General features: G+C 56.6%; 11 protein-coding genes and 1 tRNA gene. 8 read left to right on the top strand and 4 right to left on the bottom strand.

All coding sequences use genetic code 11. From position 1 onward, the window contains the following. The first annotated feature begins 174 nt into the window (after positions 1 to 174). The gene (locus ACP5OT_RS11945) at positions 175 to 879 is read left to right on the top strand and encodes a PIG-L deacetylase family protein (RefSeq protein ID WP_424677262.1); all 705 of its coding nucleotides are present in this window, start codon (positions 175 to 177) and stop codon (positions 877 to 879) included. A gap of 332 nt (positions 880 to 1,211) precedes the next feature. Beyond that, positions 1,212 to 2,651: an aspartate aminotransferase family protein gene (locus tag ACP5OT_RS11940; RefSeq protein ID WP_424677261.1), complete on the top strand. Its 1,440-nt coding sequence runs from the start codon at positions 1,212 to 1,214 to the stop codon at positions 2,649 to 2,651. 3 nt (positions 2,652 to 2,654) lie between these two features. Here ACP5OT_RS11940 and ACP5OT_RS11935 read toward each other — a convergent pair whose 3' ends face one another. Continuing rightward, entirely contained in the window at positions 2,655 to 2,972 is a 318-nt protein-coding gene (locus ACP5OT_RS11935) for a hypothetical protein (protein ID WP_428132236.1), read from the bottom strand. A gap of 353 nt (positions 2,973 to 3,325) precedes the next feature. Further along, a tRNA-Met gene (locus ACP5OT_RS11930) sits at positions 3,326 to 3,400 on the bottom strand. A gap of 33 nt (positions 3,401 to 3,433) precedes the next feature. Here ACP5OT_RS11930 and ACP5OT_RS11925 point away from each other — a divergent pair. Further along, the gene (locus tag ACP5OT_RS11925; RefSeq protein WP_424677296.1) at positions 3,434 to 3,925 is read left to right on the top strand and encodes a GNAT family N-acetyltransferase; all 492 of its coding nucleotides are present in this window, start codon (positions 3,434 to 3,436) and stop codon (positions 3,923 to 3,925) included. A 45-nt stretch (positions 3,926 to 3,970) separates the two neighbouring features. On the opposite strand, the gene cfa is transcribed toward ACP5OT_RS11925, so the two are convergent. Further along, positions 3,971 to 5,155 carry a cyclopropane fatty acyl phospholipid synthase gene (gene cfa, locus ACP5OT_RS11920; RefSeq protein ID WP_424677295.1) on the bottom strand — a complete coding sequence of 395 codons (1,185 nt, stop codon included), beginning with the start codon at positions 5,153 to 5,155 and terminating at the stop codon, positions 3,971 to 3,973. A gap of 160 nt (positions 5,156 to 5,315) precedes the next feature. Between cfa and ACP5OT_RS11915 the strand changes: the two genes are divergently transcribed. From ACP5OT_RS11915 to ACP5OT_RS11895, 5 genes are all read left to right on the top strand, one after another. Further along, positions 5,316 to 5,786 carry a MarR family winged helix-turn-helix transcriptional regulator gene (locus ACP5OT_RS11915; protein ID WP_424677294.1) on the top strand — a complete coding sequence of 157 codons (471 nt, stop codon included), beginning with the start codon at positions 5,316 to 5,318 and terminating at the stop codon, positions 5,784 to 5,786. 79 nt (positions 5,787 to 5,865) lie between these two features. Further along, positions 5,866 to 7,377, top strand: a complete 1,512-nt coding sequence (locus ACP5OT_RS11910) for a ComEC/Rec2 family competence protein (RefSeq protein WP_424677293.1) — start codon at positions 5,866 to 5,868, stop codon at positions 7,375 to 7,377. A 69-nt stretch (positions 7,378 to 7,446) separates the two neighbouring features. After that, positions 7,447 to 9,336, top strand: a complete 1,890-nt coding sequence (locus ACP5OT_RS11905) for a S9 family peptidase (protein ID WP_428132234.1) — start codon at positions 7,447 to 7,449, stop codon at positions 9,334 to 9,336. A 134-nt stretch (positions 9,337 to 9,470) separates the two neighbouring features. Then, positions 9,471 to 10,487: a sensor histidine kinase gene (locus ACP5OT_RS11900; protein WP_424677291.1), complete on the top strand. Its 1,017-nt coding sequence runs from the start codon at positions 9,471 to 9,473 to the stop codon at positions 10,485 to 10,487. Between the two features lie 140 nt (positions 10,488 to 10,627). Next, complete coding sequence (locus tag ACP5OT_RS11895; protein WP_424677290.1) at positions 10,628 to 11,338, top strand: response regulator; 711 nt, start codon at positions 10,628 to 10,630, stop codon at positions 11,336 to 11,338. A 79-nt stretch (positions 11,339 to 11,417) separates the two neighbouring features. Here ACP5OT_RS11895 and topA read toward each other — a convergent pair whose 3' ends face one another. Then, positions 11,418 to 13,757 (bottom strand): type I DNA topoisomerase, encoded by a 2,340-nt coding sequence (topA, locus tag ACP5OT_RS11890; RefSeq protein ID WP_424677289.1) that lies wholly within the window; start codon positions 13,755 to 13,757, stop codon positions 11,418 to 11,420. Positions 13,758 to 13,818 lie beyond the last annotated feature (61 nt).

Genomic DNA, 13,818 nt, shown 5'->3' with positions numbered 1-13,818 from the left:
GGAAAGCTCTGCCTTTAATTGTACTGCAACTACCGGTGAGATTACAACTTTTGCTTTAGCAGTGATCTGGTTGTAGGAATAAGCACCAACGACCATCTGATGGTACGACATCCTTCGTTACAACCCTCTAGACAAAACCCCTTCAATTCGTGTAGACTAGGATAAGGAGGTTGTATGCATGTCCCACCCGAACCCATCGTAGTGATAGCCGCTCACGCTGACGATATAGAGTTCGCCGCTGCCGGCACGATTGCCGGTTGGGCAGCAGCCGGGCATCCGATTACCTATTGCATCGTTACCGACGGATCGGCCGGGTCAAACGAACCGGGAGCCGATCTCACCGCTTTAGTCCAACGTCGGCAGAAAGAACAGCGGGCCGCCGCTGCTGTTTTGGGTGTGCATGATGTGCGCTTCCTTGGCTATCGTGATGGCGTGTTACAACCCACCCTCGAATTACGACGCGAACTGACGCGCCTCATCCGTGAGGTACGTCCATTCCGTGTCCTCTGCCAGGACCCAACGCTGGTCTTTGCCGGCAAGAGCTACATTAATCACCCTGACCATCGTGCGGCTGGCGAAGCAGCGATCTATGCCGTCTTTCCCAGCGCCGAAACGCGCCCCATCTTTCCAGAACTGCTCGCCGAAGGCTACGAGCCGCACAAAGTGCGCGAACTCTACCTGATGTTCCCACCAGCACCCGATCTTTATCTAGACATTAGTGACCGGATCGAGCAAAAGATCGAGAGCTTGCTCTGTCATCGATCGCAACTCGGCCCCGAAGTCGCCGATTGGGTGCGCAAGTGGGATGCCGAAAACGGCGCGCAGATTGGCGTTGCCTACGCCGAAGCCTTCCGGGTGCTACGTCTCGTCGATAATTAACCGCGCGACACGAACCATTCCGATCACGGGTAGCGTCTGCTACACCCGGATGGTTTGGTGTACGCGCTGCGTTGTTGTTGCTAGCGCCGGTGTATACCGGCTAGAAAGGAAAACCATTGGCAGATTGATACCAATGCGGTGTGCGTGAGTCAGGGCCGCGCACATCTCAGTTGCACCGAGGTTGATGTTCGGTGTGTTGCCCTGGTGTCCGTGTCCGCGCCAGCGTCGGGGCGAGTGCCTACGATGTGGTTTCCCCTAATTGCCTACTGCGGCGTAGCAGTCGCGCATTGCGCGTCGGAGATCACGGTAGCGGACGTAGTTAGTGAGGCTATATGAGTACCTTGACGAACAATCGATTACAGGCCCTCAGCGACAATGTGTGGTTACACTTCTTCCAAATGGGCCATTTCTCCAGTACCGGCGTGCGACCCACTGTGCTCGTGCGCGGTGAAGGTTCGCGCGTGTGGGATCAAGACGGTCACGAGTATATTGATGGTTTGTCCGGTCTTTTCACAGTCAATGTTGGTTATGGTCGCCGCGAAATCATTGAGGCGATCAGTGCGCAACTGAGCGAGATTGCATACGTTAGCCCCTTTAGCTTCCCCAGCCTCCCCCAAATCGATCTATCGGCACGGCTAGCCGCTCTTAGTCCGACCGGCCCTCGCTCACGGGTCTTCTTGACCACCGGTGGCTCAGATGCGGTTGAAACTGCCCTGAAGCTGGCAAAAGCCTATCAACGCCGCCGTGGATTTGCCGACCGTACCAAGATCATTGCCCGCCGGATTAGTTATCACGGTACCTCGATGGGTGCCCTGTCGGTTAATGGTGTGACCTCGATCCGCAACGGGTTCGGCCCACTGGTTCCGGGAGCGCGCCACGTACCGCTCCCCTATCGCTACCGCTGCGATTACTGTGCTTTACACAGTGGCTGCCGTGGCGTCTGCGCTGATGAGGTCGAGCGCCTGATTGAGTTTGAGGGGCCGGAGACAATTGCCGCCATCATCATGGAACCAGTCCAGAATAGCGGCGGTGCGATCGTCTCGCCGCCCGGCTACCTCCAACGTATCCGCCAAATCTGCGATCACTACGGGATTGTGATGATTGTCGATGAAGTCATCTGCGGTTTTGGGCGGGTAGGTGACTGGTTCGGTTCCACGGCGATGGCGGTTCACCCCGACATCATTACCTGCGCCAAAGGGATTACCAGTGGCTATGCACCGCTCGGTGCGGCAATTGTGCGTGACACCATTGCCGACATGTTTGTTTCCGAGAATGACGCCGACAAGTTCATGCACGGTATTACCTTCGGTGGACACGTGGCGAGCTGCGCTGCCGCGCTCGCAAATCTCGACATTATCGAGCGTGAACACCTGCTTGAGCGCAGCCGTGAGATGGGGACGTACCTTATGCGTGAACTAGAGGCAGCGATTGGTCAGCACCCCAATGTCGGCGATGTGCGCGGGATGGGCATGTTTATGGCGATTGAGCTGGTGCGTGACCGTACCACCCGCGAGTCCATTGCTGAAGAGCGGTTGATGAGCTGGTTGAGCGAACAATTGAAGCAGCGCGGCTTGATCTGCCGGGCCGATGACCGGCTCGAACCGGTTATCCAACTGGCCCCACCGTTGATTCTCACCCGCGAAGAGGCCGATCGCTGCGTCACCATCATCGCCGAGGCCGTGCATGCCCTGGGCCGGAAGCTCAATAGCACACCCACGGTCATTGCCCTCAACCCACCGGTTGAGGCGCCAACGGCTGTGGCAGCGGATTAGCATCTAGATTTCTGACACTTCATGCCAGGCCGGCTTGATCATTGCCGCAGGCCTCGCTAGTGTTATTGTTGCTAGAGAGGCCTGTTTGTCTGCACGTGCGCACGACGATACCGGCATTGCAGCCGGCCCCCGCAGAATCCCTCCGACAAACCCCACATCACTCGGGGAAGATTGGCATACAAGTGCCGGCGCACGAGCGCTCTCGTCAGGCAAGAGCGCCTGCACTTGCCATGCCAACATGGTGGTTCGGGCAAACCGTTGATTCACCCACTGCACAACACCATCCACACCGAGCACCACCATTGCCGGTGCCGTATCCACCTGCGGTCTTGTAAGCAATACCTTGCCGGTTGGCACAACTACGGCGTTGCAGTGCGATGGTGATGGCCCTTTGCACGACCGCACGGCTGAGCGTCTCTATCGTGTATCGATGTGGAGAGCTAATGATCGGCCATCATTGAGTCGTTTGGTCAAATAGGGTACTATGAAACGTGCTCACATTGCGGTATGACAAGATGGCGTTATGCCTCCCCGATGACAACGCCGTTCATACGGTGTTGCGCGCCGTTGACCTGTGACCACGCGATCTGTCCGTACCGGTAGTCAAGGTGCTATCGGGATACTTCGGAACACAACAAAACGCCGGAGCGTTATGCTCCGGCGTTGTATCATGTTGGTAGCGGCGGCAGGATTCGAACCTGCGACCTTCGGGTTATGAGCCCGACGAGCTGCCACTGCTCCACGCCGCGTCGCGTGTAGTAATATATCACATCGAGGCGAGTATGTCAAGAGGTTTTTTGCTACATTGGATTGACGGGCAGGCAAATGCTACCGACCATCTGGATCTCATCCGAGCACTCTTCCGTGAATACGCAGCTAGCCTCCCGATTGATCTCGGGTATCAGGGGTTCGAGGCCGAATTAGCCACGCTTCCGGGCGCATATGCACCACCACAAGGTCGCCTACTCCTCGCACTGGCTGAAGGTAGCGCCGCCGGTTGTGTTGCCTTACGTCCGCTTTCGGCAACGATCTGCGAAATGAAGCGGCTCTACGTGCGACCACCGTTTCGTCGGTTTGGACTGGGCCGCTTGTTGGTCAGCAAGATCGTTGCCGAAGCGATAGCCATCGGCTACGAGCTGATGCGCCTCGATACCCTGCCTTCTATGCACAGTGCGATTCGGCTGTACGAAGCGCTCGGGTTTACCCGCTGTCCTCCCTATTATCCAACACCGATTGCCGAAACCGTCTTCATGGAACGACGATTGCAGGTATAGCCACCCGGCACAGCGGCACTGCTGCGCGATGCCGCTGCGCCATCACTATCGAACCGAGCGATAGCCGCCGCGTACACCCCGCGGTGACAACACCAATTGCCACAGTTGGCTGGCTCGGGCCATGAAGCTCCCTGCACTCATGAGTAAATACAAACGCCACATACGGTAGAAGCGCTCGCCATACCGCTGCGCCAAGCGTGGCCATGCCTGCTCGAAATTGGTATGCCACGCTTTGAGAGTTGCAACGTAGTTGACACCAAAGTTATGCCAATCTTCGAGTACAAACAACCCCTCAAATGCTGCAGTTAGCAAACGGGGCGACGGCAACATTGAATTGGGGAAGATGTACCGTTCGATCCACGCATCGCGACCCTGGTAAGCGACATTTGAACCAATCGTGTGGAGGAGCAAGAGACCATCATCGGCGAGCAGGCGGCGAGCCGTTCTCATAAAGGTACGGTAGTTGCGATAACCTACATGCTCGAACATACCGACCGAGATGATGCGGTCAAAGACACCGGTCGTCTGACGGTAATCTTCAAGCCGGATGGCGACCGGTAAACCACGGCAACGGTCACGCGCCAGTTCGGCCTGCTCCTTCGATACGGTAATACCCACAACGTGGACACCGTAGCGTTCGGCCAGATACTGAGCTGTGCCACCCCAACCACACCCAATGTCGAGCACACGCATCCCGGGTTGGAGATCGAGTTTCCGGGCGATCAGATCGAGCTTCGCCTCCTGCGCCTCATCGAGGGTACGCGCACCGCCGTCCCAATAGGCACAACTGTAGATCATGCGGCGGTCGAGCATTGCAGCATAGAGATCGTTGCCGACATCGTAGTGGCGTTGACCGATGACAAACGCACCCTTACCGCGTTGCCGGTTACGCCACCGACTATCGATCCAGAGCGGGAGGTTGACGAGCCAACCTACCTGCACCGGTGCCTGAATCTGGAGCAAGCGACAAATGAACTCGTCGATGGCGTCGCAATCCCACCACCCATCCATGTACGCTTCGCCCAAACCGAGCGAGCCGTGCAAAAGGCAACGGAGATAGAGCCGCTCGTCGTGAACACGAATGTCCCATGGCTGTGAACCGTTGATCGTAATGCCGGCGGTATTCAGTAATTGTACGGCGTAATCATGGGCGAAGTGGTGGAGTATCCGTGATGTGGTTGATGGCGTGGACGATACCGTCGTATGAGAAGCCAGCTCACGTTCCGTCATGCATTCCTCCTTGTAAATTCTGCATAACATCTGAACTCGCTTCACAACCTTACTTGCTGCATATTCACTTTTCAACGATCATTTCATCACTTGTCACCCCCTGCTAAGAGCGGTATACTGCTTGCAAAGAAAATGATTGCACATGTGCAGGTTTACTATTATGAAACAGCACGATGCTCGTTCTCATCTGCCGCACCAGCTCATCCACGATGTGTACGTCCTGCTCGATGATGGTGATCGGCGCGCGTTAGCGCATACCAACCTGACTCCGCTCGAATTTAATCTGCTCTTGCAACTCGATCTTGAGCAGGGTCAGCGGCTTACCGATGTCGGCGCAAAGTTGCTCTGCGTGAAGAGCACGATTACCCGGTTAGTCGACCGGCTCGAGCGTGACGGGTTAGTACGTCGCAACCCCGATCCCGACGACCGGCGGGCACAGCGTCTCATTTTAACACCACGCGGTGCGGCCGTGCGTGCTGAGGCGCTAGCGATGCATAATGCCGCAGTCGAACGTCGGATGAATCTGCTCGACCCTGAAGAACAAGAGCAACTAACCCGGCTATTGCTCAAATTGCGCGACGGGTTGGCGGCCGATTTAGCTGCCCAGCAAGCTGTTGAGACCGAACGGTAATTGGTGTCGACCATGAGTCCTTTCCTCGTCTCAAACGGTATTCTTCATGATACCGTGTTGTTGACGACAGGCAAAGGACATGAATCTAATCCATCTGACGCTAGGCTGGTTGGCCGGCATTGCAGTAGCAGGGAGTACCGACGTTTCCCCGCAGTGGCTCATGCTGGCTGCGGTTGTGGCATTGTCTGCTGTTCCCATTGATCGCAGCCGGCATCGCTGGTTGTCGCTTGCGGTATTGTGTTTTGCCGTGGGTGGCCTCCGCTATCACATTGCACAGCCGTGGTTGGGACCACAGCACGTTGAACGTTGGGCCGATACCGAAATTACCCTGGTCGGGCAGGTAGCTGAGGAACCACGCCGCGACGATCTCGGCCAACAGGTAGTCCTTGTTGCCAGCCAAGCCGGCCCACCCGGTCAGATGAATCTGGCAGAGGGGCACATCCTCGTGCGCCTCCCCCCCTATCCTCCTTACTATCCCGGCGATCGGTTAATGGTGAGTGGACGCCTTACCCAGCCCAAACCACCCCAACACCCAACTGATTTTGATTACCGCGCATACCTCGCCCGCCGTGGCATCATGGTCCTGATCAAGCATCCGACATCGGTCAAAAAACTCGCTAACCCCGCACCTGCATGGGGATTGTCCCACATCAGCCAATTTCGCGAACATTGCCGACGCGTGGTGTTACGCCTCTTTCCCGAGCCACAAGCGGCGCTGGCGATCGGTATTTTACTCGGTATTCAGGCCGGTTTGCCCGAAACGGCCCGTCTGGCATTCGCCACGACCGGTACCTCCCACATTCTCGTAGTTTCAGGTTGGAATTTTAGTATTGTTGCCGCAATGCTGACCGGGCTTGCATCGTTGATCCGCTTGCGTTCGTGGCCCGCATTTTGGCTCAGTTTGGCGGTGATGTGGATCTACGCCGGTTTCACCGGTGCCTCGGCTGCGGTCGTTCGAGCCGCGATGATGGCGAGTCTTGCTTTACTGGCCCGCACGGTCGAACGACAGAGTGAACCGTGGCGTCTGCTGCTCGCAGCCTGTTGGTTACTGACCTTAATCAATCCACAGACGCTGTGGGATCTCGGTTTTCAACTCTCAGCCCTGGCAACTGCTAGCCTCTTCGCGTTCGGCAAACCGATGGAGCGCTGGCTCGCTTGTGAACGGTGGCCGAACCATCCGGTGACGGCAGCGGTGCGCGAGGCCCTGACGGCAACCCTCGCTGCACAAGTGTTGACCCTGCCACTGATGCTGTACCATTTCGGCAACCTCTCACTGATAGCACCCCTTGCCAATATTCTAATCGTACCACTCGTGCCGGTGGCGATGCTCCTGAGCGCATGCGCATTGATCGGTGGGCTGGTCTGGCTTCCCTTCGGGCAATGGCTATCACCAATCGCATGGTTACCGCTGAGTTGGATCACCAACGTGGCGATGATCTTATCCCAACCGGCATGGGCTGCGCTCACCGTACCGGTATTCCCCGTCTGGCTGTTGTGGATGGTCTATGCAATCATCGCACTGTCTTGGCTCCGACAACGTCCAGACTTGCCGCGTCCACACGATAGTGTGGTACCGCAGCGTATGCTATGATGGTCAACAAGACACATTTGCAAACCGCCCATATGTAGCGTGAATTGTGCTGAAGATAAGGAATCACCTATGCCTCAGATCGCACCCTACGGCAGTTGGCGCTCGCCGATCACCGCCGCGATGCTCGTCACCAAACAGGTGAGCCTCAGTTGGCCGCACATTGATGGTTCTGACCTCTACTGGATCGAAGGCCGACCACAAGAGGGTGGTCGTAATGTGCTCGTTCGACGCACTGTTGCCGGCACGATTGACGATGTGACGCCGACCGGGATGAATATACGCACGTTAGTACACGAATACGGTGGTCGGAGTTATGTCGTTGATCAAGGTGAGATCTTCTTCGTGGAGTTCAGCGATCAGACGCTTTACCGCCAACACCCCGGCGCCGCACCGGTTCCGCTTGGCACACCGCCCGGGCTGCGGTTTGCCGAGCCGATAGTTGATCGCCAACGTAACCGGTTGATCGCCGTTGGCGAAGACCACCGGCGCAATGGCGAACCGCTCAACATGCTCGTCGCTATCAGTCTGGCCGATGGGACAGTCACTCCATTACTGAATGGACGTGATTTTGTGGCTGCACCACGCCTCAGCCCCAACGGTGCGTGGCTGGCCTGGTTAGCGTGGGATCATCCCAATATGCCGTGGGACGCTGCTGAGTTATGGGTAGCGCCGGTGCTGACCGATGGCAGGTTAGGTGCCGCCCGCCGTTTAGCCGGTGGCCCCGGTGACTCGTGCTTCCAGCCAGAATGGACGCCCGATGGCGCATTACTGGTCGTCGCCGAACGTACCGGCTGGTGGAACCTCTACCGCCTCGACCTCGATGGCAACACTACCCCACTCTACTCGCTTGATGCCGAGTTTGGTCAACCACTCTGGCAACTGGGTATGCGCACGTATGTTCCACTTCCCGACGGACGCATCGTAGCGACCTTCAGCCGCGAGAGTCGCTGGCACATGTGCGTGATCGGGCAGCCGGATCACGCCGAACCCATCGAGTTACCGGTTTCGGTGATCAATATCGTCAACGGTGACGACGAACGGATCGTCTTTGTCGGCAGTTCGCCGACGATGCCGGCAACGCTCTTCTTGCTCAACCTCGCCGATCGATCGCTGACACCGATCCGCAGCAGTGGCGATGTGCCGGTCGATCTATCGTACATCTCACAGCCAGAGGTGATCAGCTTTCCAAGTGCCAGTGGGCGGATTGCGCACGGCATTTTCTATCCACCCCACAACCCCGATTTCAGCGCACCTGACGGTGAACTGCCCCCATTGCTGGTAATGATCCACGGTGGGCCAACCGCTGCCACCTATCCCACCTTACGCCTCTCGATCCAATACTGGACGAGTCGGGGGATCGGTGTTCTCGATGTGAACTACGGCGGTAGTACCGGTTTTGGTCGTACTTATCGTGAACTGCTCGACGGACAGTGGGGTGTGGTTGATGTAGAAGATTGTGTTGCCGGTGCCCAGTTTCTTGCCGCTGAGAGCAGAGCCGATCCCAACCGGCTCTTGATTACCGGCGGCAGTGCTGGCGGATTCACAACATTAGCCGCATTAGCCTTCTACAATACCTTCCGCGCCGGCGCCAGTCATTTTGGTGTTGCCGATCTCGCAGCCCTAGCGCGTGACACCCACAAATTCGAGTCACGGTATCTCGACCGTCTGATCGGCCCGTACCCCGCACGAGCTGACCTCTATCAGGCACGTTCACCGCTCTACCATGCCGATCGGATCAACAGCCCGGTTATCTTCTTCCAGGGGCTAGAAGACAAAGTGGTGCCGCCAGATCAATCGGAGCGTATGTACGAAGCGCTTCGCTCACGCGGTATTCGGACCGAATACGTGCCCTTTGCCGGCGAACAGCACGGTTTTCGCAAGGCCGAGAACATTATCACAGCTCTCGAACGTGAGCTAGCGTTTTACCAGGAAGTGCTAGGGATCCACACTGAGCGGTGAACCGCCCGGAGAGCGGCGTGAGCTTCTTAAAACGCACGCTCTCCTCGATCTCCACTCTTCATTACCGACCGGCCGCGTGCTATACTTACACCATCAACAAGATTTGATTACCGAGGTGCATTTTAAGGTAAGGTATGGAGCCAGCCGCCCTTCTCGAGCGTGCTACCGCCATTGTTGCCACCCAACTTGCCGGATTACGAGAACTCTATCAAGCCGCTCTGCGCCAACAAGAGGGCATTTCTCAACGTGTGCGTCAGTTATCACACCAACTTGACGAAGCTGTTATTCAAGAACAATTTGCTCGTGAACACGGTCTCTCAACCGTCACGGCGGCTGCCCGCGTGAAGCAGTTACGTGCCGAACATGCCGCGGCCGTTGAGGCAGAAACCGAACTGCGTCGCTCATTACGTCAGCTCGATCAGCTCATCCGTCAGATCGAGATGAGCAGCACCACACTTACGCACAACGCTGAAGGCATCGCCGCCGATCCTTGGGTCCAAGCCCTCCGCGCGCAGGTGATCAAAGGCCGTGAGGAAGAACGGATTCGGTTGGCGCGTGAAGTGCATGATGGACCGGCACAAGTGCTGGCCAATGCGCTGATGGGTGTTGAAGTCTGTCAAAACTTACTCAAAGAGCAGAACTTCGAGCGCCTCGGCTCGATCTTGAGCCAGTTGGGTGATAGCGTGCGTGAAGGCTTGCGCGACGTGCGCAGCTTCATCGCCGACCTCCGTCCGGGCAAGCTCGAAGAACAGGGCCTTGTACCGGCCCTCCATGACTACATTCGCCGTTACCGTGACACGGTGAGTAACCCGGTCGTCTTTGAAGCCGATCACATCCCTCGCCTACCTGCTGAGACCGAAATTGTGCTCTACCGTATCGTACAAGAGGCATTGCAGAACACACGCAAACATGCCCGCGGCGCACCGGTTCATATTACCCTGGCAAGACGTGGAGGGCGGTTGTATCTCGCGATCCGGGATGAAGGACCGGGATTTGATCTGCGCGAAGTCGTGCGGCGCGCCGGGCGCGAAAGCTGGGGACTAACCAGTATGCGCGAACGAGCTGAGTTGATCGGGGCCGAGCTGACAGTCACCACCCGACGCGGCGCCGGCACCGAGGTCCTCGTGACAATGCCATTGCCGGCGGGATAACCCATCGTTCACAGGTGATGCAGTGCTTGTCGCAATTGGGGTGAAACAAACTGTAAACTGCTGCAAAAAAGACCGTTTAAAGAAATAAGCGGTTTATATGCAGCAACAACATAGGGAAGACGAAGGTAAGGGAGATTAGCGTGACAGCGCCGCTAATGATAAAAGTCCTGGTGATCGATGACCATCCGCTCTTTCGGCAGGGGATTCGCTGGAGTTTGGAGAGTGCCCCTGATGTAGAAGTGGTGGGCGAAGCCGAAAACGGTCAAGAAGCAATAAAGCTCACCGAACGCCTCATGCCCGACGTCGTGCTCGTCGACATCAATCTACCCGGCTTAAATGGGTTGGAAGTGGCACGGGTAATCAAGCGTCGCGAACCCCGGACGGGGATTATCGTGCTCAGTGTCTATGAAGACGACGATCAGTTGTTCCAAGCCATTAAGGTGGGGGCAGCCGCTTTTACATCAAAAGACATTAGTCCTGATGAATTAGTGCAGATGATCCGTGAGGTTGCACGCGGACGCTACTTAATCAACGATGCAGTGCTGGCCCGTCCTAACGTGGCAGCCCGGGTCTTACACCAATTCCGCGAACTCGCTGCAACCGAAGAGGAAGATAGCGCGAGTCTCTTCGCGCCCCTCACGTCACGTGAGATTGAGATTCTTGACTGTATCGCCCGCGGTCTCTCGAATAAAGAAATTGCGAATGAATTGAGTATTAGCGGGCAGACCGTTAAGAATCACATTACCTCTATTTTGTCGAAACTCCAAGTCAATGACCGCACGATGGCGGTGATCGTCGCGATTAAGAAGGGCTGGATCAAGATGGGGTATTCGCAACCGCCTGAAGGATAAGTGTACGCTTTCTCCCCATTACCATCATACAACCAGAGGCGCACGATGGTACGCCTCTGAGCTTGCGTATCACGTAGACTTACGCCGATTTGCGGGTCTTGCCGCTCGATTTTCGGGTCGGTGCAGCCGATTTCTCGGCGGCGGGAGGAGCCGGTTTCACTTCAACGACCACACCGGCTTGGGCTTCATCAAGCGAGTTTGTAATGTAGTCGCATTTTGGGTAGCGCGAGCAGCCGTAGAACGGGCGACCAAATTTACCACGTCGACGTAGTAACTCCCCTTCACCGCACTTCGGGCAGGTAACGCCAGTTGGTTCGGGAAGTGGAACCGGTTTGCCATCGCGGCCAATCCGGCGGGTATTGGTACATTCAGGATACCCCGAACAGCCGAGGAAGGGGCCGAAACGGCTCTTCTTGATCACCATTGGCCGTCCGCAGACATTGCACAAGACATCGCTCGTCTCCGGCGCACTGGCCTGATCGAGCACAATATTGCCATTTTCGTCACGGTGAAAATCGCTGGTGAAATCGCACGAATCACCCTCGCCTTCCCGGTTGTAGCGCGAACAGGCCAGAAACTCGCCGTTGCGGCCAAACTTGATCACCAGCTTCCCTTTGCCGCACTTCGGGCAATCGAGATCGGTGGTAATCTCTTCGCGCTTGACATTGCGCATCTGGTGTTGCGCCGTCTCGAGCGTCGAGCGGAAGGGGCCATAGAACTCGCGCAGTACCGGCACCCACTGCTTCGAGCCTTCGGCAATATCGTCAAGCTGCTGTTCAAGCGACGACGTAAAGTCGTAATCGACGATGTTGCCGAAATGCTCAACCAACAAGTCGGTCACAATCCGGCCAAGCGTTGTCGGAATCAGTTTCTTATCGACCATCTCGACGTACTCGCGTTCCTGGATGGTCGAAAGAATCGTTGCGTAGGTACTCGGACGCCCAATCCCAAGACGTTCGAGTTCTTTCACCAGACTGGCCTCGGTGTAGCGCGGCGGCGGTTCGGTGAAGTGCTGCACCGGCAACAGCTCGACTAACTGGAGGTTTTCGCCCTCGACCAGTGGCGGCAAGCGACGCTCACTGTCTTCGTCTTCCTCGCCCTCATCAAGGCTCACGTTGTAAACGGCAAGGAAGCCGGGGAACTTGAGCACCGAGCCGGTAGCACGGAATAAGTAGGGTGGCGCACCAGCCACACTCGGTTGAGCAGCAATATCAACGGTGGTGCTGTCGAAAATGGCCGGAGCCATCTGTGAAGCGATAAATCGCTTCCAAATCAGATCGTAGAGCCGCCACAGATCGCGCTCTAGCCGTTCGCTCAACTGCTCAGGAGTACGGGCACTGCTAGTAGGCCGGATTGCCTCATGGGCCTCTTGCGCGCCTTTCGCCTTGGTCTTGTAGACCGGCGGCTGGTCGGGCAGATACTCACGCCCAAACCGCCGATCGATCACCTCACGCGCCTCAGCTTGGGCTTCTGCCGCCACCTGCACACTGTCAGTACGCATATAGGTAATCAGACCAACTGTGCCCTCTTCGCCGCCAACATCCACACCTTCGTAGAGACGCTGAGCCAGCGTCATCGTCTTCTTTGCGCTGAAGCCCAACTTACGGGCGGCCTCTTGTTGTAAGGTGCTGGTGGTAAACGGTGGTGGTGGTGATCGCCGCTTATCGCGACGGGTTACTTTGAGGACGGTATACGCCGCACCTTGTAGATCGGCGACAATCGTCTCAGCTTGCTCACGGCGTTCAATCGAGAATTTCTCAAGCTTCTTACCGTCGCGCTCGATGAGCGTCGCTCGAAACAGATCACGCGGCGCGATGCCGGGCTCTTTCAGCAGATCAACCTCGATTGTCCAATACTCTTGCGGCTTAAAGTTCTCAATTTCACGCTCGCGCTCGACGATCAGCCGCACCGCCACCGATTGCACCCGCCCGGCACTCAGCCCGCGCTTGACCTTATCCCACAACAATGGACTAAGCTGGTAACCAACTAAACGGTCGAGCACGCGCCGTGCCTGTTGCGCGTCAACCAGATTTTGGTTGATCTGACGTGGCTGCTGTAACGCCTGCTGCACGGCATTGCGCGTAATCTCTTGAAAAACGACGCGATATATCGGCGTCTTTTTCGGCGTCTTCACCGCCTGGGTAATATGCCACGCAATCGCCTCACCCTCACGGTCAGGGTCAGTTGCCAAATAGATCGCGTCAGCATTGCGCACAGCTTGGTTCAGCTCACTCACTACCTTGGGCTTCACAATTTCATAAGAAGGAGCAAAATCGTGCTCGATATCGATCGCCAGCCCATTTTTCGGTAAATCGCGCACGTGACCCATACTTGAGGTCACTTTATAGCCTTTACCTAGATATTTCTGAATCGTCCGTGCTTTGGCCGGCGACTCAACAATCACAACTTTTTCACCCATGTATCTCTTCCTGAATAAAAAACCGATCGTTGCTATCTTGCCGATCGTGGTTGCTATCGTC

Source organism: Chloroflexus sp. (assembly GCF_049970315.1).
Taxonomy (GTDB): Bacteria; Chloroflexota; Chloroflexia; order Chloroflexales; family Chloroflexaceae; genus Chloroflexus.
Note: the sequence above shows the minus strand (reverse complement) of the source record. Positions and strands in the feature narration are given on the sequence as shown.